The sequence below is a fragment of the Enterovibrio norvegicus DSM 15893 genome (assembly GCF_900115495.1).
GTDB lineage: Bacteria > Pseudomonadota > Gammaproteobacteria > Enterobacterales > Vibrionaceae > Enterovibrio > Enterovibrio norvegicus.
Genome location: NZ_FOWR01000007.1, coordinates 115,663 through 138,220, shown reverse-complemented (window position 1 = coordinate 138,220; position 22,558 = coordinate 115,663). Strand labels below are relative to the sequence as shown.

Annotated in this window: 22 protein-coding genes and 1 tRNA gene; 6 read left to right on the top strand and 17 right to left on the bottom strand. The window is 48.7% G+C overall.

Annotation, left to right across the window (positions count from 1 at the left end; genetic code table 11):
* Positions 1 to 248: 248 nt before the first annotated feature.
* On the top strand, positions 249 to 833 hold the full coding sequence (locus BM082_RS06310; RefSeq protein WP_017012904.1) for a hypothetical protein: 585 nt from the start codon (positions 249 to 251) through the stop codon (positions 831 to 833).
* Between the two features lie 27 nt (positions 834 to 860).
* On the opposite strand, the gene BM082_RS06305 is transcribed toward BM082_RS06310, so the two are convergent.
* The 10 genes from BM082_RS06305 to BM082_RS06260 all read right to left on the bottom strand — a co-directional run bounded on the left by BM082_RS06305 (position 861) and on the right by BM082_RS06260 (position 10,703).
* Positions 861 to 1,913: an FUSC family protein gene (locus tag BM082_RS06305; RefSeq protein WP_017010106.1), complete on the bottom strand. Its 1,053-nt coding sequence runs from the start codon at positions 1,911 to 1,913 to the stop codon at positions 861 to 863.
* A 163-nt stretch (positions 1,914 to 2,076) separates the two neighbouring features.
* Positions 2,077 to 3,084 carry a substrate-binding domain-containing protein gene (locus BM082_RS06300; RefSeq protein WP_017010107.1) on the bottom strand — a complete coding sequence of 336 codons (1,008 nt, stop codon included), beginning with the start codon at positions 3,082 to 3,084 and terminating at the stop codon, positions 2,077 to 2,079.
* 12 nt (positions 3,085 to 3,096) lie between these two features.
* Positions 3,097 to 4,023, bottom strand: coding sequence for a ribokinase (gene rbsK / locus BM082_RS06295; RefSeq protein WP_074925935.1), 927 nt, complete (start codon positions 4,021 to 4,023; stop codon positions 3,097 to 3,099).
* Between the two features lie 341 nt (positions 4,024 to 4,364).
* Entirely contained in the window at positions 4,365 to 5,246 is an 882-nt protein-coding gene (rbsB, locus tag BM082_RS06290) for a ribose ABC transporter substrate-binding protein RbsB (RefSeq protein ID WP_074925932.1), read from the bottom strand.
* A 109-nt stretch (positions 5,247 to 5,355) separates the two neighbouring features.
* Positions 5,356 to 6,342 carry a ribose ABC transporter permease gene (gene rbsC, locus BM082_RS06285; protein ID WP_074925928.1) on the bottom strand — a complete coding sequence of 329 codons (987 nt, stop codon included), beginning with the start codon at positions 6,340 to 6,342 and terminating at the stop codon, positions 5,356 to 5,358.
* Complete coding sequence (rbsA, locus tag BM082_RS06280) at positions 6,339 to 7,844, bottom strand: ribose ABC transporter ATP-binding protein RbsA (protein ID WP_074925924.1); 1,506 nt, start codon at positions 7,842 to 7,844, stop codon at positions 6,339 to 6,341. Before rbsA ends, rbsC begins: the two co-directional genes overlap by 4 nt.
* A 22-nt stretch (positions 7,845 to 7,866) precedes the next feature.
* Complete coding sequence (rbsD, locus tag BM082_RS06275) at positions 7,867 to 8,286, bottom strand: D-ribose pyranase (RefSeq protein WP_074925921.1); 420 nt, start codon at positions 8,284 to 8,286, stop codon at positions 7,867 to 7,869.
* Positions 8,287 to 8,645: 359 nt separating this feature from the next.
* Positions 8,646 to 9,080, bottom strand: coding sequence for a flagellar protein FlgN (locus BM082_RS06270; RefSeq protein ID WP_074925918.1), 435 nt, complete (start codon positions 9,078 to 9,080; stop codon positions 8,646 to 8,648).
* Between the two features lie 282 nt (positions 9,081 to 9,362).
* Positions 9,363 to 10,133, bottom strand: a complete 771-nt coding sequence (locus BM082_RS06265) for a helix-turn-helix transcriptional regulator (protein WP_017012912.1) — start codon at positions 10,131 to 10,133, stop codon at positions 9,363 to 9,365.
* 39 nt (positions 10,134 to 10,172) lie between these two features.
* On the bottom strand, positions 10,173 to 10,703 hold the full coding sequence (locus BM082_RS06260; protein ID WP_074925914.1) for a YbhB/YbcL family Raf kinase inhibitor-like protein: 531 nt from the start codon (positions 10,701 to 10,703) through the stop codon (positions 10,173 to 10,175).
* Positions 10,704 to 10,999: 296 nt separating this feature from the next.
* Between BM082_RS06260 and BM082_RS06255 the strand changes: the two genes are divergently transcribed.
* Positions 11,000 to 11,407, top strand: coding sequence for a GNAT family N-acetyltransferase (locus BM082_RS06255; RefSeq protein WP_017012914.1), 408 nt, complete (start codon positions 11,000 to 11,002; stop codon positions 11,405 to 11,407).
* A 28-nt stretch (positions 11,408 to 11,435) separates the two neighbouring features.
* On the top strand, positions 11,436 to 11,975 hold the full coding sequence (locus BM082_RS06250) for an isochorismatase family protein (RefSeq protein ID WP_017012915.1): 540 nt from the start codon (positions 11,436 to 11,438) through the stop codon (positions 11,973 to 11,975).
* A gap of 110 nt (positions 11,976 to 12,085) precedes the next feature.
* Here the strand turns inward: BM082_RS06250 and BM082_RS06245 are convergent, their stop codons facing one another.
* Positions 12,086 to 13,561 (bottom strand): OmpA family protein, encoded by a 1,476-nt coding sequence (locus BM082_RS06245; protein ID WP_074925910.1) that lies wholly within the window; start codon positions 13,559 to 13,561, stop codon positions 12,086 to 12,088.
* A gap of 639 nt (positions 13,562 to 14,200) precedes the next feature.
* Here BM082_RS06245 and BM082_RS06240 point away from each other — a divergent pair.
* A complete protein-coding gene (locus tag BM082_RS06240; RefSeq protein ID WP_241810464.1) occupies positions 14,201 to 15,298 on the top strand; it encodes a redoxin domain-containing protein in 1,098 nt (365 codons plus the stop codon).
* Positions 15,299 to 15,325: 27 nt separating this feature from the next.
* On the opposite strand, the gene corA is transcribed toward BM082_RS06240, so the two are convergent.
* Together corA and BM082_RS06230 are read right to left on the bottom strand one after the other, a co-directional pair.
* On the bottom strand, positions 15,326 to 16,282 hold the full coding sequence (gene corA / locus BM082_RS06235; RefSeq protein WP_017012918.1) for a magnesium/cobalt transporter CorA: 957 nt from the start codon (positions 16,280 to 16,282) through the stop codon (positions 15,326 to 15,328).
* 249 nt (positions 16,283 to 16,531) lie between these two features.
* A complete protein-coding gene (locus tag BM082_RS06230) occupies positions 16,532 to 17,302 on the bottom strand; it encodes a transporter substrate-binding domain-containing protein (protein ID WP_017010123.1) in 771 nt (256 codons plus the stop codon).
* 235 nt (positions 17,303 to 17,537) lie between these two features.
* Here BM082_RS06230 and BM082_RS06220 point away from each other — a divergent pair, with 235 nt between their 5' ends.
* The gene (locus BM082_RS06220) at positions 17,538 to 18,425 is read left to right on the top strand and encodes a DMT family transporter (RefSeq protein ID WP_074925899.1); all 888 of its coding nucleotides are present in this window, start codon (positions 17,538 to 17,540) and stop codon (positions 18,423 to 18,425) included.
* A gap of 61 nt (positions 18,426 to 18,486) precedes the next feature.
* Here BM082_RS06220 and BM082_RS06215 read toward each other — a convergent pair whose 3' ends face one another.
* On the bottom strand, positions 18,487 to 19,389 hold the full coding sequence (locus BM082_RS06215) for a LysR family transcriptional regulator (protein ID WP_074925895.1): 903 nt from the start codon (positions 19,387 to 19,389) through the stop codon (positions 18,487 to 18,489).
* A 110-nt stretch (positions 19,390 to 19,499) separates the two neighbouring features.
* Here BM082_RS06215 and BM082_RS06210 point away from each other — a divergent pair, with 110 nt between their 5' ends.
* Entirely contained in the window at positions 19,500 to 19,826 is a 327-nt protein-coding gene (locus BM082_RS06210; protein WP_017010126.1) for a hypothetical protein, read from the top strand.
* 38 nt (positions 19,827 to 19,864) lie between these two features.
* Here the strand turns inward: BM082_RS06210 and BM082_RS06205 are convergent.
* The 3 genes from BM082_RS06205 to BM082_RS06195 all read right to left on the bottom strand — a co-directional run bounded on the left by BM082_RS06205 (position 19,865) and on the right by BM082_RS06195 (position 22,473).
* Positions 19,865 to 19,939: transfer RNA gene (locus tag BM082_RS06205), tRNA-Gly, on the bottom strand.
* A gap of 115 nt (positions 19,940 to 20,054) precedes the next feature.
* Positions 20,055 to 20,783 carry a two-component system response regulator BtsR gene (gene btsR, locus BM082_RS06200; RefSeq protein WP_074925890.1) on the bottom strand — a complete coding sequence of 243 codons (729 nt, stop codon included), beginning with the start codon at positions 20,781 to 20,783 and terminating at the stop codon, positions 20,055 to 20,057.
* 22 nt (positions 20,784 to 20,805) lie between these two features.
* A complete protein-coding gene (locus BM082_RS06195) occupies positions 20,806 to 22,473 on the bottom strand; it encodes a sensor histidine kinase (protein WP_074925886.1) in 1,668 nt (555 codons plus the stop codon).
* Positions 22,474 to 22,558: the final 85 nt, after the last annotated feature.

The following is a 22,558-nucleotide window of genomic DNA, read 5'->3' as shown; positions in this document are numbered from 1 at the left end:
CAAGGGACGCCTTGATCATAACACCAGTAAAGTGCGTTTAATCCTGCATCTTCAGGTTGCTAGAGCATATACGAAACACGGGGGAATGCATGCAATCACCTAGAGTCTGTCTTTTTGTATGAAGGTTGTGAGGTTTACACTTCGCTTCTCAAACTTGGCATTGCCTTGTTATTGCGCTATCAAGAAAGAGGTGTTGTGATTAACAACACTCGTCTCACAAAAGTCACCACACCAACAGGATGTAATCTATGGGCGCCGCTTCTAAAACGTTTGAACTCGATAGCCTCATTGAAGCCTGCCAACACGCATTAACGACAGACACTCCCCAAGAGGCAATTAGGAATATTGTTTCTGACATGATTCAGGACCATCACCAGGTCCGACAGGCGTTAGGGCAACAAAACGTGGCGAGTGTCGAAAAGTTATATGCATCCGAAACACTCTCTATTGTTAACTTCGTTTGGGCACCACACATGACCATGCCAGCACACAATCATAATATGTGGGCTGTGGTGGGGGTGTATGAGGGGCGAGAAGACCATATATTCTGGCGTCGCAAGAAAGATGCGGGCGAAGGGGAAATTGAAGCGGCTGGGGCGGCATCTATTTCTTCGGGGGAAGTGATCTGCATGAATATCGATGCCATCCATTCTGTTACGAACCCCACCAATTTGTTCACGCGAGCTATTCATATCTATGCGGGTGATTTCTTTGAAATCGAACGCAGCGAGTGGGAAACCTTGTCGTTGACGGAAAACCTGTTCGACCCCGAGAAGAACCGGGAAAGGTTTGAGTCTGAAAACAGGAAGTATCAAGCCATAAAGGGGCGTTGAATATCAAACATGGTGTTCATGACAGTATCACTGATACCTGAATAACTTGCTCGAGACTTCAGTGAGATGGGCAAACTGTCTCGCCATTTCTCGGTTTAACCACAGATACCCAAAGTAACTGATGTCACTGTCGTCATCACGCAGTTCGTCATGGCCTTTTGGGATGAGCTGCAACAACGAAATGTCTTCCAACAACACTGCATTTACTGATTTGTTGGCGACCTGTTCGGCGAGTTGTTGAAACTGCAGCGCGAGGGCTTCTTTTGTCTCCATCAACCCCGGCATATCACTGATTTTATCTTTGCCTTGTTGTGCATCCCAATGTGTACTGATGAGTGCTTCTAAATCCGCATATAAACGCTTTTCAATCAGCAAGATATTGGTGTAGAGATTGCTGTGTGCTTGCGTTTCTTTCTGCACATGAGGCAGCAAATTTTGTTGTTGATCTATGAGTGCGGAAAGTTTGTCTGCGTGCAATGGTTCAAAGGGTGTAGACGGGTCAGGGTTGCCGTTCGGATGCATGTATTGATTATGCTGGTGATAGTATTTGGCACTTTGTTGCAGGAATTGTTCGAGCATATACAGAAAGTGCGTTGTTGCTCGTGAAGGAAAGATAAACACGCTTGATAACACACTGAATACCGCCGCCCAGGCGACGTTTAAAATACGCCACGTTGCCGCATCAAAATCAGCCGGCCCACCACCAGCGACAACCACAATGGTGATCGCAACCATTAACGCAGCATAGGCGTATTTCTCTTGGGTGAAATACATTGCCACCAGCAAGGCTCCAAGAAAAAGCACATGGTGTGTCCAATGATATTGCTCGGGAACGAGAAACAACGCGAGCCCAACAGCACCCCCAATGACGGTACCCCATACTCGCTGATTGGCTTTTGTCAGCACGCCCCCGATGAATGGGATTGTACCAAGAATGGTGACGGCGGTGATTAAAGCCCAATAGCCATAGGGTAACTCAAACACGCGCACGATCAGCAAAATAGCGGTCATCACAAAGGAAATGCGGATCATGTAAAACAGACGGGTGTGCTGAATGGCAAAAGCTCGGTATTGGCTCATGAGTCACTTTGATATCAAACGTGGAGTGCTAGAAGCTTATGAAACGTGCGGGAAACATTTGGATGTGAACGAAACAAATCCAGAGAACTTGTCTCGTTTTCTCATAAACGGCAGGTGTGTCTATTTCGTATAACGCGAAGAGAATGCAGGCAGAGTAGTCTGTTTAATGGTGTGCAATGACGGTGTTGCGCTCAACCACCGTGGGTTCAAGCTCCACGACTTTTTTCTCGCTGTCGCTATCGCCAATTCGTGCAATCAAGGCATCCACCGCGGCTTTGCCGAGTCGATATTTCGGTTGGTGAACCGTGGTGAGTGACGGGGTCATGAACTTGGCGATGTGGATGTCATCGTAACCGATGATCGACAGGTCCTCTGGCACCTTGATGCCTTGTTCGTGGGCGCTGTTCAACACACCCATCGCCATCATGTCGTTACAGACAAAGATAGCGCTCGGTTGATGCGCGTGTTGCTGCATCTGTACAAAGGCATTTGCGCCGCCTTCACATTCGAAGTCTGATTCAATGACCCACGCCGGATTGATCGGCAACTTGGCTTCTTGCATGGCGCGTTTGAAGCCTTCAAAACGGGTCTGAGCTTGGCTTTTTACCAACGGCCCTGTGATACAGCCAATCTCGGTGTGGCCGTTATCAATCAGGTGTTTGGTGGCGAGATACCCGCCGTGCAGCGAGTTATCTTGGATTTTGTCGCACGCAAACGAGGTTGGGCCCCAATCCATGATCACTACGGGAAGATTGCCCATGCGATCGTAGATTTCATCTTGCTCACCTTCGAGCGTTGAACACATCAATATCAGCCCATCGACACGTTTTTGCATCAGGGTTTCAATAGAGGCTTTCATGCGGGTCGCATCGCCTTCTGTGTTGCAAAGAATCAGGTTATAGCCAAGGTGGTAGCAACTGCGCTCGACGCCTTTGACCACTTCGCCGAAGAAGGGGTTGGTGGAGGTGGTCACTAGCATGCCAATGGTGTTGGTGCGATTGATTTTTAGGCTACGCGCCAGGGCGGAAGGGGCATAATAGTGCAGCTCTTTGGCTGCACCATTTACGCGTTCTGCAATTTCGTCACTGACAAATCGGGTTTTGTTGATCACATGGCTAACGGTGGAGGTGGAGACCCCCGCAAGCTTTGCAATGTCTTTCATTGTCGCCATGTGATGCTCCGATTATTGCTGGTCTGCCAAAAAGGTATCAACCTCTGCGCGGCTTGGAATAGACGTTTGTGCACCGAAGCGTGTCACCGAAATGGCAGCAGCAGCGTGGGCAAACTTAATCGCTGATTCTAAAGGCATTGCTTCCAATAGACCAGTGACGAGTGCGCCATTAAAGGTATCGCCAGCGGCTGTCGTGTCAGTTGCTTCCACGCGGAAACCGGGAATGATTTGCCCTTTCTCTTCGTTTTTCTGACTCACCCACACACCCTTCGCTCCGAGGGTGATCATCACGGTTTCAATGCCTTTTTCGTGCATTACAGTCGCTGCTTGCTGGGCGCTAGCATCGTCGGCAACTGCAATGCCCGTCAGCAGTTCGGCTTCGGTTTCATTCGGGGTGATCATGTCCACGCGCGCCAGCAGTTCATCGGATAATGGGAGGGCAGGGGCAGGGTTGAGGATCACTTTGGTGTTGCTTTCTTTGGCGACTAACGCCGCGCGTTCAATGCCGTCCATTGGGGTTTCAAGCTGCATGAGTAAGTAGCTTGCTTGGCGAATCGCCTCAAGATCAGACTCAATGGCGTCTGCGGTTAACTTGGCGTTGGCTTCAGCCGAAATACAAATGCTGTTCTCGCCGCTATCTGCCACTTGGATCATGGCGATACCTGTCGGCGTGCCAGCCTCAATTTTCACCCCATCAACGGCGATGCCGTCTTCTTTGAAGCTCTCGCGAATGTTGATGCCAAACGCATCGTCACCCACACAGGCAATAAAACCGATGTCTGCGCCTAAACGCGCCGCTGCCACTGCCTGGTTTGCGCCTTTACCGCCTGGAATCACTTGGTAATTGCGGCCATGCAAGGTTTCACCCGGACGCGGGAAAGAAGGCACCTGAAGGACATGGTCTGCGTTAACACTACCAAGGACGACTAACTGATTCATTGTTTGTTCTCCGACGCTCAAGCGCCTATTCGTTATTTTTCGTCACGCGACACCAATGCGTTTGCTACGGTGACGTAATCAGATAAAAAAAGAGCATTGGGCTTTCGTGGGCCACGCGCTAATCCCTGCCCATTTTTCTTCTTGAAAAGTGGAGGGGACTAAAAGCACAGTGCTGTTTTTTCTCTTGTTTTCTCTATTCTTATTTCCGGCAACATCGTTACGCTTTTTCTCAAATCTCAAATCTCAAATCTCAAATCTCAAATCTCAAATCTCAAATCTCTAATCTCTAATCCATTCCCTCCACCGTTCAGTAAAGGGAATAGATTATGCTGTCCCTGCGTTTATTCCTGCGTAATCACTTTCAGTGGCACAGGAATAGAGGCCTCAACGTTTTCACCTTTCAATACCTTGGCAGCAGTTTCAACACCGATAGCGCCGATCATATCAGGTTGTTGTGCAATGGTTGCGCCAAGCTTTCCGCGTTTGACCGCCGCGATGCCATCATCTGTACCATCAAAACCAACAATCAGCACGTCTTTACCTGATGCTTGAACAGCGCGAAGGGCACCCAGTGCCATTTCATCGTTTTGTGCGAACACAGCTTGCACATCAGGGTTTGCCGCCAGCATGTTTTCCATGACGTTCAGACCTTTAGTGCGGTCGAAATCCGCAGGTTGGCTTGCCAGCAACTCCATGTCGCTGTTGTTCACGGTATTCATGAAACCTTCACCACGCTCGCGGGCTGCAGATGTTCCCGCAATGCCTTCAAGCTGAATGACTTTCGCCGTTTCGCCCACTTTTTCTTGGATGTAGCGACCTGCCATTTCACCGCCAGCCACGTTATCAGAAGCAATGTGGCTCACCACGTCGCCGCGTGCTGCACCACGGTCAAGCGTCAGCACAGGAATGTTTGAACGGTTAGCGATACGAATCGCGTTCGAAACCGCGGTGGAGTCGGTCGGGTTGATCAGGATGGCTTTGACACCACGCACGGTTAAATCTTCCACGTTTGACAGTTCTTTGCTTGGGTCATTTTGAGAATCAAGCACGATCAAGTCGTAACCCAGTTCTTGTGCCTTGGCTTCGGCGCCGTCTTTCATGGTGACGAAAAATGGGTTGTTCAGGGTCGACAGGACAATCGCCATGGTGTCTTGCGCGTGCACCGCCATTGACGCAGTGGAGGACAGCAGGGCAGCAGAGATGAGCATTGAGAGTTTTTTCATGTCACTTTCCTTTAGTTTTGTTTGCGCGTCTTGCCGCGGGGACGGCAAGCGCGCTTTCTACACGTTTTTGGATTGGTTTTCGTCTTGCAATGAAAATGGGTATTTCGGTTTACTTGTTTTTGTTATCTACCATGACGGCCAGCAGAATCACGACGGCTTTGGCAATCATTTGGTAGTAAGAGGACACATCAAGCAGGTTCAGGGCGTTGTTCAAGAAGCCGATGATCAGCGCACCAATTAAGGTACCCATGATGCGGCCTTTACCGCCCATCAAGCTGGTGCCGCCCAGCACGACCGCGGCGATAGCATCAAGCTCGTAGCCCATGCCTGCGGTTGGCTGTGCAGAAGAAAGACGAGAGGTCACGATGATGCCCGCCAGTGCCGCCAACAGGCCACAGATGGCGTACGCGCCGATTTTGACTTTGTCGACATCGATTCCTGAAAGGCGAGTGGCTGATTCGTTGCCGCCTAATGCATAGATGTAGCGACCGAAGCGGGTGTGGTTAAGCAAGTACCACACAGCCGCGAACACAATCACCATCAACCAGACAGGAACAGGAATACCCAGCGCGTAGCCTGTACCGAACCAAGCGAACGCATCGGCAGTGTCCGTAAAGCCCGTTGAGATAGGGCGGCCTTCGGTGTACACCATGGTTACACCGCGCAGTAAGGTCATGGTGACAAGGGTGGCGATGAAGGCTTGCACCTTGCCTTTAGCGATGATGATGCCGCTGATCGCGCCCAATACAGCACCTGCAAACAGGGCGGTTGGCACGGCAATCAGTACCGGGACTTCCATTGCAATCAAGCTGGCAGCAAAGGCACCACACAAAGCGAGTACTGAGCCGACGCTCAAATCAATGCCAGCCGTCAGGATGACCAAGGTCATGCCGACAGCAATGATGGCGTTAATCGAGGTTTGACGCAGGATGTTGAGAATGTTGTCGACGGTAAAAAAGTTCGGGCTTAAAAACGACACAACAACAATCAGAAACAGTAAGGCAATCAGCGATTTTTGTTCAATCAACCATGCTTTGCTAAACAGCTTTTTGCTGTTGTCGTGGGGGGTTGGTTGGGCGATTGGGTTGCTACTCATGCTGCATCCTTCTTAACGTATTTACCTACAGCGCAGGCTAGTAATGTTTCTTGGTCGGCGTCTTTGGCATCGAACTCGCCAGTGATGCGACCTTGGTGCATCACCATGATGCGATCGCTCATGCCGAGCACTTCTGGCATATCAGAAGAAACAAGGATGATGCTCATGCCATCGGCTTTGAATTTATTGATTAATTGGTAGATTTCTTTCTTCGCCCCAACGTCTACGCCGCGGGTGGGTTCATCCAAAATCAGAACATGTGGCTTGGTCATTAAGCCTTTGGCGATGGCGACTTTCTGTTGGTTACCGCCAGAAAGATTGCCGATTAACTGTTCGCGCGTTGGCGTTTTGATGTTGAATAATTTGATGAAGTCATCGACGGCAATCACTTCGTCGCCGTGACGGATTTGCATGCCGTTGCTCAGTGTGTCTAGGGTGCATAACGACATGTTTTCTTTGACGGAAAGGCCGAGGATTAAGCCGTCGCCTTTGCGGTCTTCAGAGATATACGCAATGCCGTTGGCAAGGCCGTCACGAGGGCTGATAGGGTTAATGGCTTTGCCGTTCAATTTGATATCACCGCTGTGCAAAGGTTGCGCGCCATAAATGGTTTTCATGAGTTCGGTGCGACCCGCCCCCATCAAGCCCGAAACGCCGAGAATTTCACCGCGTTTGAGCGTGAAGTTCACGTCGTTAATTCCAACGCCAGAGACATTGATGACCTCTAAGCTTGTCTCGCCATGGGTGGCTGCTATGCGCGGGTATTGTTCATCGAGTTTTCTGCCCACCATCATTTCGATGAGCTGATCTTCGTCGATGTCTGCCACTTGGCATTCGCCAATGAAGCGGCCATCGCGCAATACCGTGACATCGTCACAAATGGTGAAGATTTCTTTTAAACGGTGAGAAATGTAAACAATCCCGCAGCCTTGATCGCGAAGTTCATTGATCACGTTAAACAGCGATTCGGTTTCGGTGTCCGTCAGCGCATCAGTCGGTTCGTCCATGATGATCACATTGGAATCGAACGACAGCGCTTTCGCGATTTCGACCATTTGCTGTTCGCCCAACGACAAATCACCGAGCAAGGTTTTCGCACTGTGCTTTACGTTTAATCGGGCAAGGAGTTTATCCGCCTCGGCATACATCTTGTCCCATTCAACACGCCCAAATTTGCTGGTAAATTCGCGGCCAAGAAAGATGTTCTCGGCAATGGTCAATTGTGGGATCAAGTTCAGCTCTTGGTGGATGATGCTGATACCCGCGAGCTGAGAATCGCGCGGGCCTTTAAATGCCACGGGCTGACCTTGGTAATGAATGCTGCCGCCATCCAAAGCATGGATACCCGTCAACGCTTTCATCAGCGTGGATTTGCCTGCGCCATTCTCGCCCATCAATGCCATAACGCGACCGGGATAGACATTCAAACTTGCCTTATCCAAGGCTTTTACGCCGGGGAAGGCTTTTTCTATCTCGTTCAGCTGCAAGATTGCTTGAGTCATATTTGGTCCTCAGAACGTTGGATTAAAACACCACACCCGTTTGGAAAATCACATTGGCGTAAGGGGTGCATTCGCCAGTGCGGATCACGGCGCGACTGTTGTCGGTGCGCTGTTTAAATGCTTCATGGGAAACGTATTGGATGGAGAAGGTTTTGCCGCAGCGTTGTTCTTCCTGCTTGAGTGCTTCTAGCAAGGCTTGGTGGCACTCTGGGCTGACAGTGGCGAACTCTTCGGCCATGATCACGCCTTCAATCTGTGAATCGGTCAAGTAAACACGCACGGTGTCTAGGAAGCTCGGAACGCCGCGGGTAAGCGCCAAATCAATACGCTGAACATGTTCAGGGATCGGCAAACCAGCATCGCAAATGGTGACTTCATCGGTATGACCAAGGGTGCCAGTGAGGTAGGCAATGTCGGCGTTCAGTAGGGTGCTTTTTTTCATTTATTAACCTTGTTATGTCGGTTATTCGTGATGACGTGTCGTCTTTCTTCTTGGGTAAAGACATCAAGTCACAGCGTCATTTGGGTGTCATCGAAACGTTTCGCTAACGATAATCGAAACGTTTCGATGAATCTTGTTTCGTGTTTATGGTTGTGATTTTGATCGGCTATTTGGGGCGATGTTGCATGCTGAATTTGAGCTAATTCACTAACTACTCATTAATAGAAAGAGCAAAAGGCGTGCGTTTAGGGAAATGATGGATGCGTGAGGTGCTTGATATGCACGATGAGAGGCAACAGCAGAAGGTGGAGTGAAGCTGAAGTAAATGAAAAGCCCGTGGTCGTCACGGGCTTTAAAAATCAGAGAGGGCTAGCCTGTTGCGGTGTGTCCTTTTGTGTCATTTGACGTGCGAGTTCGTGGAAGGTAGCAGACTCGTGTCCGTCATTCGTGCTGTACGCTTGGCACTCAAGAATGAGCTGATGAAGGCTTGTCCATTGCAGGTTTGCTTGTGCGGCGATTTTTTCGGGTAGTTCACGCATGAGCTGTGCGACGCCGTCTTCATTGGCGGGTAAACCTAACGAGATTAAACACTCCATACGTTCTTTGGATGTACGGCGCAGTTGTTGAAGAAGGGGCGCTTGAAGGCGAATGTTCGCTTCAATCGCTTTGCCGTCGCGCTCGGTATAAAGGCTTTTTTGTTGTTTCAATAGAGACAGCAGTTTGTTGTAGGCTTTAACGTCGTTACTCATTGAACGAAGAAAATACTGAATGCGTTGAGGTGCGGCTGATTCCATGGTTGTTCCTTATGCTCAGTGCCTGTTTAGCTCATTTAGCGTCATACACAATGACGGTCGTCAGAGAGGTTAGGCCTGAGACGTTGCGCAGCAAAACAGTCTTGCTTGCGAGTAGTGGCGCGAATCCATCGCGTTGAGAGGCGTCCAATGTATTGCGGGTGCTCTGTTATATATTTAAGTATAGACCCAGAGTTGTACTCGAACTATCAATATAAATTCGAGGGGAAAAAACCAGAAATGCCAACTTGCATCAATAAATCATGATATTAGGGTCTGTTGACCCTAGAGCGTTTTAAGATACTGACGAGGTGTAAGGCCGAATTCTTGTTTGAATCGGCTGGAAAATCGTGCTTCAGATTGGTAGCCGCACGTGAGTGCGACATCCAATTGCGATCGGGATGACTGCATCAAACTCAGGGCGTAATTCATTCTTACATGCGTGAGAACCTGACGGAACGAGGTGCTTTCAGCATTCAGCCGACGCACCATGGTCGCGCGACTCATCGAAAAGTGGTTGGCGACGGTTTCGATGTGATGTGCGTCGCCAGGATTGATGCTGAGATAACTGGCCAAACGCTCCCGCACACTTTTCCTTTCCCCTGGGAACAATAAATGCAATGCACCCACATGCTTAAGTTCGGCATAGAAACCCAATAAAAACTGCCGTTGTGTATCGTGTGAGAGGGCTTTCTCTGACATATCAAACAAGGCGTTGAAGCAATAATCCAATTGCGGTGTGACCTGTACGCGCGGTTCCGCGTGAAGTGCCTTTTCTGCCGACTCTTGAATCCATTCTGACGGAGGCGCTTCATGAAATGTCATGGTGCGCGAAAAAAACTGGGTTTGGTCGGGTTCGTTCACAAAGGTCAGGTAATGACTGGCTGGCACAACCAGCCAGTCTGACGGTGTATAACGGTGGGGTGCATCATGCCACCACAATTGCTTGTGACCGCGATGCACCCAAACAATGGTGGGAGCATGAATCAGCACATTCCGAAGGGGTTGGCGTTGTGTGCCTCGAAATTGGCCAGTCTGCACCAAAAGTTTCGTCATACGTGTTCGTCTCGTTACCTGTTTTCGTTCTTGGTCGGTTTATTCAGTGACAAACGTTGCCGTGAGCGTGGCTTTTTCGAGTGCCGAACTATTTAGCATATAGCCGATGAGCGCGTTCGACGGCTTTTCTGGCAGACCTAGCGTTTCAGTTGGCAGCGCCCATACAGTGAACTGGTAACGGTGCATGCCATGTCCTTTGGGTGGGCATGCGCCGCCAAAACCTGTCGCGCCATAATCGTTACTCATTTCTTTCGCACCTTTAATATCGCCTGATGCACCGCGCTTTACGCTGTGTGTGGATGCAGGAACATCTAATGCGACCCAGTGCCACCAACCGCTGCCCGTTGGTGCATCAGGGTCAAATGCGGTGATGGCAAAGCTCTTTGTGCCTTCGGGTGCATCGTTCCAGCTTAACTGCGGGGAAAGGTTGTCTCCCGTGCAGCCAAAACCGTTATAGGCAAACGTATTTGCCATGCGCGAGCCTTCTTGAATATCTTGGCTAGTGAGTGTCATCGCGGAACTTGTAAAAGACGTCGCTGCAAGCAGTGCAACCAATAGTGTTGTTTTCATTATGCTTCTCCTCAGTAAGTGAACGAGAACCAGTGTATGAAGAAGCTATACGTTCAAATGAACATAGAGACTCAATGTTGATATTATACTGGCTTATTTGAGCCTTATGGTTATTTCTCTAAGTGCTGACCGACATTTATCTTCGGTGAGAGTGATTTTTCTCATGCGGTTTTTCGTTAAGCCCTTGGCAGATTCTGCATGATAGTGCGGTAAATAGGCTTGAAACACGCACTTAATTCATCGTTTCTGGTATGGTTTTTTCAGGCTCGTACAGCATTGAAATTAGAAGGAAAGGGATGACCTACAACAGGGAAGGGTTTTCGATCAGCAATGATGAAAGTAAGGTTGATGTTTTACGGTTGAAGGCACTGCTCGCAGGATCTTACTGGGCACATGATCGCGATATCGACACCATTACGCGGTCTATTAAGCATTCTGAATGTTTTTCTCTGTGTGATAACGACTACTTTGTGGGCTTTGCTCGTGTCGTAACGGATTACAGCACCTTTGCGTATGTGGCGGATGTGATTGTTGACCCGGATTATCGAGGTAAAGGATTAGGAAAATGGTTGGTTGATACCGTAGTGAATGACGCGCGTTGGAAAGGGCAGCTCATGATGCTTGCTACTGACGACGCCCATGCTTTGTATGAGAGACATGGGTTCTCTACCAGCCAAAAATTCATGGGCATTAACTGTCGATAACAGAAAAACGAAAGAGAAGGGCAAGCCAATGTTAGACCGCGAAAACACAGGCCTGATTGTCGTAGATGTACAAGGCAAGCTAGCACGATTGGTGCATGACAGCGACGTACTGATCGCCAACACCGTTAAACTGGTAAAAGGCGCCCAAGCCTTGGGTTTGCCGATTGTTTTGGTCGAGCAGAACCCTGAGCGACTTGGTTCGACAGTTGATGAGCTTCAAGCGCTGTTAACGGGTAACCCCGCCATTCCTAAATTCACCTTTGACGCCTGCAAAGCCCCAGCTTTTCTTGAAGCGATAAAACACGCCAATGTGACCACTTGGCTCATTTGCGGCATTGAAGCGCACATCTGCGTTTACCAAACCGCTCAACATCTTCACCAACTTGGCTGCACGGTCGAACTCGTTCAAGATTGCGTTTCTTCTCGCGCCCCAGAAAATACGTGCCTCGCTATCTCAAAGCTTTCCTCGAAAGGTATAGGCATCACAGGCCTTGAAATGTGCCTTTATGAGCTGGTGGAAGATTGCCGTGCTGATGGATTCAAAACAGTGCTTGGTTTAGTGAAGTAAGTGGTTTAACCAAGGCTAAGATCTATCGATCAGCAAATGAAAAAGGGCCGAGAAATTCGGTTCTTTTTCATTGTTATGCGAAAGCGACAGGCATATTTGCTTTTCTCTGCCTATTTTTCGTCAGAGCGCAGCACCAATTCAACGCGTCGGTTTTGCTTTTTCCCCTCGTCGGTGAGGTTGTTCCCAACCGGAGAGTATTCGCCCACACCTTTTGGGGTGAGCTGATGTGCGGGAATTGTGTGTTTTTCAGTGAGTATGTTCACCACGCGTTTTGCACGTTTTTCAGCAAGGTTTTGGTTGTACGCTTGGCTGCCTTGATCGTCTGTGTGACCGACGATGTAGAAGCGTCGATTGGGTTTGCTTTTCAAATAGGTCGCGAGCGTTTCTACCACCACATGAGCTTCGGGAAGTAAGGTGTCGCGGTCGAACTCAAACAAAAGACCATCAAGGGCGACGTGTCCAGATTGCTCAATTTTGTTGGTTAAGCCTTCTAGGTCAATCACTAACCTTTCATCGTTTAACGCTGTTTCTTCAATGACACGAAGCTCCACCCATAGGCCACCTTTGAAGCCAGTAATATAAACCATGGCATGGATAGCGCCTTCGGGGCGGTCTAGTCGGTAGAGTGAATAAAATTGATTTTCGTCGGAACCAACACTGATCAGCGAGTCGAGAGCTCTTTGTACTTTGTCATCTTTCCCACATTTCAGGCCCACACAGCTAAACATCTTCGTAAAGCCAAGTTTGCGCAATGCGGAGGCATAATTGGCGTTTACTTCATATTCTGAATAGGTCCTCGGTAAGCGATAGGCGATGTCCGTGATGCGGCCCTCAAGATTGCGTGCGATGAGGTTTTTCTTTTCATCAATATTTATCATTACATCGCTTTGGCCGAAGTCATGTTGTTGATATTTTTGAATGTAAGCGCCAGGTAGTCGCTTAACCATGGGGTGGTCAGACGTGTTTTTAATGTCTTTTTTTGACATATCTTTAAACACTTTAGGGACACGTTCTTCGCTAAGGTAGTTTGGGTTTACAACGACTAAATCTAAGGGTTCTGGGATTTCTTCGAGGATATCAAGCTGCAGTCCGCCTCCATTTTTCCAGCGGGATGAATACACGGAAATGAAGAGCGTCTTATTTTCAGTTTGGATTTTTGCGGTAAGCATCGACGTTAGATCTTTGGAAATATGGTCTTCAGGCCGAACCACGTTGATCAGGGCTTTAATATCCCCACAGGCTTCCTTTTCGCACTCAAATACGATCTCGCCACCTAGCTTTTCAATTTGTGCTTTGTAGTTGTTTACCGCGAATGACGGTTCGTAGTTGCTAGGTAATTTGTAGCCAAAACGATCAAGTTTTCCGCCAACATCCTGAGTTGTGATGCCCTCTTTATTTATGCTCACAACCAAGGGGTAGTAGGTGAAGTGACGATCATCTCGTTTGGGCTTTTTAGTTTCTGGAAGCGCGGAGAAAAGCGCTGTGCTTTCTGCGACTGCAAATCCACAGAAGAAGAGAGACATGATGGTCAAAGTGACTATGTGTAACCATTCTATTAATGGTTTTCGGTGGTGATAAACGTACATGCTACATATTCCTTTATATCGCCAAACTGAGTCTCACTCACGTATTCGGTATGGGTTCGTGAGCGTGTTCTGTTTTATCTTCCTTTGACTGAACTAGGATGCTAGAAAGTCGCTTGAATGCTGTCAATGGAGTGTGTGACTCGAATGTTGGCAGTCTTATATTCAATGAAGTTTCAGGGGCTCTCATCACCGTTGTATATACCCAAACAACCTCAAGGTGCTTGTTCAGCGAGAGTTTGTTGGCTGGCAGGCGCGGCGCTCAATTGAAAACATAGTTGTTCTACGTTAAAAAGCAGCAACAAAGCATGGCCGGCAGCAAAACTCGCCCTTTGGGAGCCTCTCATTTCACTCACTTTTTTGTCAAAAAACCTCGAAATGGCTCACCATTACTGTGGTTTTTTTCCTCAAATTGAACGAAATGAGAAGCTCTGAATCCTGCATCTTGAGGTTATTTGGTATACACGCTCATTCTCCCTCTTTGCACTCCACTCTCAAGCCTCAGACAGATTTTATCCGCCTAGTTGAATAGAGTACGCAGATACACATGCTTCGCGCTTTGTTGCCCAATCGAGTTTACCCACTTGGACGGCAATGGTGCGCGATGTAGTCAGCTTCGATTCGCATCTAGGTTTATTGGTTATGGATATAAAAAAGCCGAGGCTTGGCGAGCCTGCACCATGGTTTGAATGCCGCTCTCCGCAAAGCCCTAAATTCAAATTTCATACGGTTGCAGGGCGCTATATTGTTCTGCATTTTTTCGGTTCTCTCACACAGGACATGTGCCGAAAAACCGTGGATGCCTTTTTTCAGTTTGAAGATACGTTCGATGCCTTTTCGTGTTCATTCTTTGGCGTAACAACCGACCAGAATGACGGTTCGGAGCCTCATTTCGATGGGCGCACTTTGGGTGTGCATCTGTTTCAAGATTTCAATAAGTTGGTGAGTGCGAAGTATGGTGCGGTGAGCGCACAAGGAACGCCATTGCCACAGACTTACGTGTTGGATGAACGCCTTCGTATAGTTGCGAACATTACGGTGACATCGACGCAGTTTGGCGAAATGCATGTTGCTAAGGTCCTCTCGGTGTTGTCGAGCTTACCGACGATGAAGCCTAGCACCATCGCTGATATTCCAGCCCCCGTGCTGATTGTTCCTCGCGTTTTTGAGCCTGCCTTTTGCCGAGAGTTAATCAAATTCTACGATGAGAGAGGTGGTAAAGAGTCTGGTTACATGCAGGAGATCGGCGGCAAGACAGTTTACGTTGAAAACCATAAACACAAGCGACGAAGTGATGAGGTGATCGACGATAAACAACTGCGAGAAGCGTGCATGATGCGGATGAAATTTCGTTTATTACCTGAGATTCAAAAAGCCTTTCAGTTTAATACCACACGAATCGAGCGATATATCGTTGCTTGCTATGACAGCGCGACTTCTGGGCATTTTCGCGCCCACCGCGACAACACAACCAAAGGCACGGCACATCGACGCTTTGCGGTATCGATAAACCTCAATACGGATGAATACGAAGGTGGCGAACTCAGCTTTCCCGAGTTTGGTCGCCAGCGGTATGTTGTGCCAGCAGGGGGGGCATGCGTGTTCTCTTGCTCGCTACTGCATGAAGCAAAGAAGGTCACAAAAGGCTCGCGGTATGCGTTTCTTCCGTTTTTGTATGATGATGCCGCCGCGGCTATTCGTGAAGAGAATAGGCAATTTATTGAAACAAACGATGCGTAGTTTTTTGTGGCAGCGTTACTTGTGCATTCACAACCACCCCTTCCGCTTGAAATACAGCAACGGTGCGATGCCTGATGCCACCATTAAGCAGAGGGCAAAAGGGTATCCGTAGTGCCACGACAGCAGCGGCATGTTTTCAAAGTTCATGCCGTAGATACTGGCGATAACCGTGGGTGGAAGAAAGACGACAGCGGCGATGGAGAAGATTTTGATGATCTGGTTTTGTTCGATGTTGATGAAGCCTTGTGTGGAGTCCATCAAGAAATTGATTTTGTCGAACAAGAAAGTGGTGTGAGAGAGCAGGGCGTCAATGTCGCGCACGATTTCGTTCAGATCTTCTCTGTGTTCGCTGCGAGATTGAAGGTGGCGCAGCAAGAATGAAATGGCGCGCTGCGTATCCATCAAGCACAACCGAACCTTGCCGTTGCTATCTTCTTGTCGCGCTAGTTGGCTGATGCATTCTTCGAGATCGGAGTCGTCATCTTCCAACACAGCATGACTGATTTTCTCTAGCTGGCGATGCAAATCCTCCAACATGTCTGCGTGGTTTTCGACCTTTTGTTCCAAGATCGTTAGCAACAGCGTTTCTATGTCTTTGCAGCGAATCTGCCCTCGACGTGCACGCAGTCTCATCAAGCGAAAATCCGCAATATCCCCGTCGCGGATCGTGATGAGTCGCTTGCTTTGTAAAATGCAGGCGACCGACACCGTATTGTGTTTGCCTTCGCTTTTTGCGAGAAACAGAGAGTGTACGTGAAGGCCACGTTTATCGAGGAAGAAACGTGCAGAGGATTCGATTTCATCAACATCGTCAGATTCGGGCAATTCAATGCTGAGGAGTGAGCTAATAACCTCTCTTTCGTGCTCGCTGGGATCGTGGGCGTCAATCCAGGCTGCTTTTTCGACGAGCAGATTCATGTCGTCGTAATCATAGGCATGTATTTCAGTGATGAGCCCGGCATCAATGGTAAAAAAACGCAGCATGTCGCCTCCCTTGTTTGGATTGGATCGGCTTGGTCTGGCGTGACGTGGCTTTCAATCGAGAAGTGCTCACTAACAGTGTGGTAGTGAATATAGAAAACCTTCAAGTCACTGGGTGGCTTATTGTCGAATATTTGAAGAAGTAGTGTGAAAGTGGGTTAAGAGGGAATCATCCTCCCCGTGAGGCTGGGGAGGATGTGCGCTTTGTATACTTTGCACAGCTTTGTGCGGCTTTGTGCAGTTAGTGCGAACTTACTTGAGAGAGTTCTTCTGCATAAGTTCTTCAGCAACACCTTTAAGCACCATTTCATCCATGACGAAATTCACGGTGTTGAGTAAACGCTGTTCGCCTTTTGGTATGAGATAACCGAATTGACTGCGGGTGAAGGGTTCGTCACAACGTGCGGCTTCTAAACGCGCGTCAGTCACTTGATAGAACAGGCCTTCTGGCGTTTCAGTCACCATGACATCAACATCACCCGCTGCCACGGCTTTTGGCACATCAAGGTTGTTTTCGTAGCGGGTAAATGTCGCGTTAGGCAGGTTTTTGTCTGCGAACTTTTCATTGGTGCCACCAATGTTGACGCCAACGCGTACCGACGCTTTGTTCACTTCTTCTAGCGAATTGAACTTCTCAACGTTGCCTTTTGCCACCAAGAAGCATTTGCCAAACACCATGTAGCCTTTAGTTTGCTCTGCTGCCAATTGGCGAGACATACGGCGTGTAATGCCGCCCATGGCGATGTCGTACTTGTCTTCTTGAAGGTTACTCACCAAGCCTTTCCATGTGGTTTGAACCAGCTCAAGTTTCACGCCAAGCTGGTCGGCAAGGTGCTGTGCCACATCAATGTCATAACCTGAAAACGTTTTGCCGTCATAAAATGAAAACGGTTTGTAATCACCCGTGGTTCCTACACGGATAACGCCTGCTTCTTGAATGTCTTCCAACTGATCTGCGTTCGCAATGCTAGAAAGGCCTAATCCAACTAGACCCATCGCCGCGATAAGGAGTGTTTTTTTCATTGTTCGTCCCTTTTGTTTTCGCACAAGTTTGCTTGTGCTTGCATCCAATTTTCATCGTATCAGCAAGGTTGAACGAAAAGGGTCAAACAATTGAGAAGAGGTTTAGATCATACGCTGTCATTTTCGGCTTGAACGACGCGTGTTTTTGGATCTTTTCACCGACTGTGATGTTCAATTTCCCTTTCCAGTGGAATAATGGCGGCCGCTTTTCCTTCCCTATTTGATGTGGTGTGTAATGTTGTCTGAAAGACGTGCGTCTTTGGTTTTGCTGATTGTGACCGTGTTGGCCGCGTGGGGATGGATTTTCTCTAAAGAGGCGATACAGGGTTTGCCTCCGTTTGGCTTTATCGGCCTCCGCTTTTTGTTGGCGTCTGTCTGTTTACTGCCGTTTTGTATTGGCAGTTTGAAGCGTGTTGATAGGGGCGACTTAGTGCGTGCATCGGGCGTTGGCAGTTTATTGTCTGGGGCGTTGCTGTTCTGGATTTTCGCCATGTCGGTCAGTACATCGCTGGGGGAGGGGGCATTCATCATGAGCCTTTCAATGCTGATCGTGCCTTTGGTGGCATGGGGGCTATTTAAGCAAACACCGCCGCGAATTTTCTGGGTATCCATGCCGATTGCGGTTGCTGGTTTGGCGTTATTGTCGCTGGGCGGCGTGGGTTGGCAATTATCGCCTAGTCAGATTTGGTTCCTGCTGGCCGCTGTTTTTCTAGCTATCCACTTTAACGTGAACAGCCGCTATGCCAAGCGCATTCCAACCTTGGTGCTTACGTGTGTTCAACTGTTTACGACGGGCGTGATTGCTTCATTGGTGTCGCTGTGTGTCGAAACCTGGCCTGACGCAGTACCTCCTGTGATTTGGGGTTGGTTCACCTTGAGTGTGGTTGTGGCGACGAGCTTGCGCTATTTGCTGCAAACCTTTGGGCAAAAAGGCGCGAATGCGGCAAATGCGGCCATTATCATGATCTTAGAGCCCGTCTGGACCGTGGTGCTGAGCGTGGTGTGGTATCACGAAGCCATGCCTGCTCATAAGATAGCGGGTTGTTCGCTGATTTTGCTGTCCTTGCTTATCTACCGCGGTAGTCAGCCACTGAGAACATTTCTCCGTAAAAGAATGAGTTAAGTCCGGCTATGGCGTACTAACGCTGCGTGCGGCATTGCGTAGGGCACTGAATTTGGGTGTTCTACGCATATTGCGCCTTTAAGAAATCAAGCATTACGCGGCATTTTCGTGGCAAGTAGGCTTGTTTTCGATAGTAGGCAAACAAGCGAAAGGGACGGCTTATACCCACATCAGGCAACACAGCGATCAGTGCTTTTTCATCGACTTCGTTTTGAATGATTAAGCGCGGTATATAGACGATGCCTTGGTGTTGAATGGCGGCCTGAATCAATACCTCTGTGCTGTCAGAGCGTATCGAGGAGGTGATCTTGACGGACGCTCCCTGTTCGAATGTCCATTCGCTTCCCATTTTTCCTTCGGTACTCTGCTTGCCATTTCCTACGCCGTAAGTGAGGCATTGATGCTGTTCTAGTTCGGCAAGGCTATTGGGTGTGCCGTGAGTTTCAAGGTAAAGCGGCGATGCAAATAGGCCGTTCTGGAACGTCATTAATGGCACCCCAACAAACATTGCTGCATCGAGGTGTTCGACTTCTCTTGCGATAGAAATATCAGCGCCTTGCACCGGAATCTCGTCATAGTTTGTATTGGTCAGGTTGAGTGAGATGTCTGGAAACTGCTGTCTGAATATGTCGAGTTGAGGCATAAGCACTCGGCTAAGCACAAGACTGGGTGACGCCAGAGAAAGAACGCCCGTTGGTTGCGCTTTTCGGTGTTTGGTTTCGGCGAGTAATTCTTCCCAATCTGTGCCGATTTGGCAGAAGGTTTGATAAAAATGCGCACCATCTTCGGTGACCGTCACATTGCGGGTCGTGCGCGCCAATAATTGCACCCCAAGGCTCGCTTCGAGCTCTGCAATCTGCTTACTCACCACGGAAGGGGTGATGTTCATGACTTTTGCAGCAGAGGCCATTGAGCCTTGTTCGACGACGTGTTTAAACAAAAGGGCATGTTTGAAATTGGTCACGGCAGTATTCGTTCATTTTTGGAAACTGATACTTCTAATATTTAGTGATTATCTCAATATGGGCAACAGCTAGAGTGTCTCGATATTCATCAAAGAGGGAAAAGAAGCCAATGAATTTGAAGGACTATGTGGTTGAAACCGTTACGTGGCAGGCCAAGCAGGGCGTGAGTACGGAAGACATGTCAGCAGCCATTGATGACATGCTGGTGGATCTGAAAACGCTCCCTGGTTTTTTGCATGAGTCGCTTTGCCAAGCCAGCAATGGGGATTGGATGCAGCTTTATTATTGGGAAACGGAACACGATGCGCAGCAATCAAGTGCCTTGATGGCAGAAAAAACGTCATTTTTGCAGTTGCTGTCTTTGATTGCCCCAGACTCTGTTGCGATAAAAGTGTACACGCCTGTGCAGGCATCATCTGAGATTGCTTTTACTTAACGGGAAACAAGAAAGGTGGATTGCGGAGAGGTAAAGGTTGGAGCGTGCAGCGGGAATCGAACCCGCATCATCAGCTTGGAAGGCTGAGGTAATAGCCATTATACGATGCACGCGCTTGGGATTAATGTAGATCGGCGGGGTGTTCCCTGCAAGATATTGCTTTTTGATCAATGCATTAATGTGAAGGTGAAGGGTAAATGGTCAGGCTTTGAACAATCATTGGCGCTGTTACGCGCCAATGCCGATCAGTTCTTTGACGTTTTTCAGATAGCGACGACTGATTGGGACAGTATGTTTGCTCAGCGTGACGATTTCCGCTAATCCATTCTCAAGCAATTTAATTTCGCTGATATGGTGGATGCTCACCAAATACTGGCGGTGGCAACGCACCAAGGTGGTTTTGTCTTCCAGTGTTTTCAACGTCAGTTGCGTACTGGCAGATTGGCGATCGGAGCGCACATGCACACCGCTCAGATCACTGTATACGCATTCGACCTGTTCGATGGGAATAAGAAGGATGCGGTGGTGGCCTACGCAAGGAATATGTATGAGCTGCTCGGGAGCAATGGCGGCGTAGTGCGGTTTCGGCGCGCTTTTCTCGGTTTGCTTATTGAGGCGCTGCAAGGTTTTCTGCAGGCGTTTGGGTTCAACCGGCTTGAGCAAATAATCGAAGGCATTGTCTTCAAAGGCCTGAATGGCGTATTGATCGTAAGCGGTCACAAACACCACCTGCGGCATGGTGTCTGGATCTAACATGCTCAAGAGTTCGATGCCGGTGACTTGTGGCATTTGAATATCAAGAAAGACCACGTCGGGCTTCAATGCATTGATTTTCTTTAGTCCAATAATGGCATTGGACGCATCACCAATCACCTCAATCAGCCCGCTTTCTAACAACTGTTCTGCCAGTTCCTCACGAGCAAACTGCTCATCGTCAATTACCAGCGCTGTTAACATTGCCTTATGCACCTTTACGCATTCATGAAGCGGGGATAATAAACGTCATTCTCGTAAAGGTGTTTGGCTCTCTCGTGATTTTTAGCGATGCGTCACGCCCAAATTGATGCGAGAGGCGTTTTGAAACGATATCCAACCCCAATCCCACATGTTCTTCATCAGGCGCTTGGTAACACCCTGCATTGTCTTCAACGGTGATGGCGGTATGTCCGTGGATGGTTTCGCTATAGATTCGCACTGTGCCCCCTTCAAGCAAGGTGGATATGCCGTGTTTAATGGCATTTTCAACCAAAGGCTGCAAGGTGAAGCTCGGCAGTGTTGTCTCAAGCAGGGCGCTGTCAATTTCCACGCTGACTGAGAGCCTGTCAGTGAAACGGGCTTTTTCAATGCTGAGGTAAGCATCGACATGGGCGAGTTCTTCGCGAAGTGTCACGGTGTTGATGTTCTGTTTTAAATTGCTTCGGAAAAACTGTGACAGATTTTGGATCAACTGTCGGGCTTTATCGGGGTCACGGCGAATGATGGCGCTGATGGTGTTTAATGCATTAAACAAAAAGTGCGGGTTCACTTGCGCATGCAGCAGCTTGATTTCTGATTGGGTCAGCAGGGACTTTTGTTCAAGGTAACCACTAAACAGAATTTGGCTGGATAACAACTGCGCAATGCCTTCTGCCATCGACATATTGATCGTCGAAAAGAGCTTGTGCTTTCGCTCATACAATTTGATGGTGCCGACCACCTCATCACCCGTGCGAAGCGGGATAATGAGCGCTGAGCCGAGCTTGCAGTCGGAGGACAAGCTGCATTGATACGGGCGTTCAGCACCATCAAGGTAAATGATGCTGTTCTTTGCCATGGCATCGAGCGTGCTCTGAGAGGAGATGAGTGTGTTCGGTTTATGGTGATTATCTCCAATGCCGACGAAGGCGAGTATTTTGTTTTTGTCGGTGATTGCGACTGCGCCTACCTTGGTTTCTTCGTAAATAATGCGGGCGATTTTCTCGGCATTGGCGCTGTTAAAACCACTGTGCAGAATGCCAACACAACGATCGGCAATCGTTAATGCTCGACGGGAAAAGGTGGCGGAATATTTCTCGAAGATGGTTTTTCTGTCTTGCAAGATACTCATGAACAAGGCCGCGCCAAAGGCGTTTGCAATGATCATGGGGGCAGCAATGGCTGAGACCAGATTGTAAGCTTGGTCAAAGGGCTTAGCGACAATCAAGAGAATGAGCATTTGCACCGCCTCTGCCACAAAGGTAATGCCGAACACCACAAACGGGTTAAACAACTGTGCGCCACGGTTTCGTTTGATCAAGTACACATGTAAAAAGCCACCAATTAAGCCTTCTGCAGTGGTGGAGATGGCACAGGCAACATCGGTGAACCCACCCAAGGTATAACGATGAATTCCCCCAGTTAACCCCACCAGAAATCCGACAACAGGCCCACCAAACAAGCCGCCCATGACGGCACCAATAGCGCGGGTGTTGGCGATGGCATCATCAATTTGTAGGCCAAAATAGGTACCGAGAATACAAAAGCCAGAAAACAACACGTAGCAAATGAGTTTGTTGCTCAAGCGGGAAGAGATGTTCAGCAGGGAAAGAATAATGGGTGTCTTGCTGAGCATATAGGCCAACACGAGGAACACACACATTTGCTGAAGGAGCGAGAGTATCAATTCCATGTTGTGCCTTTAATGGGCAATGCCCACGCTATTGAAAACTGTCATGGTAGAAAGTAGGGGCATTTTAACGTTCAAAAATCTATAA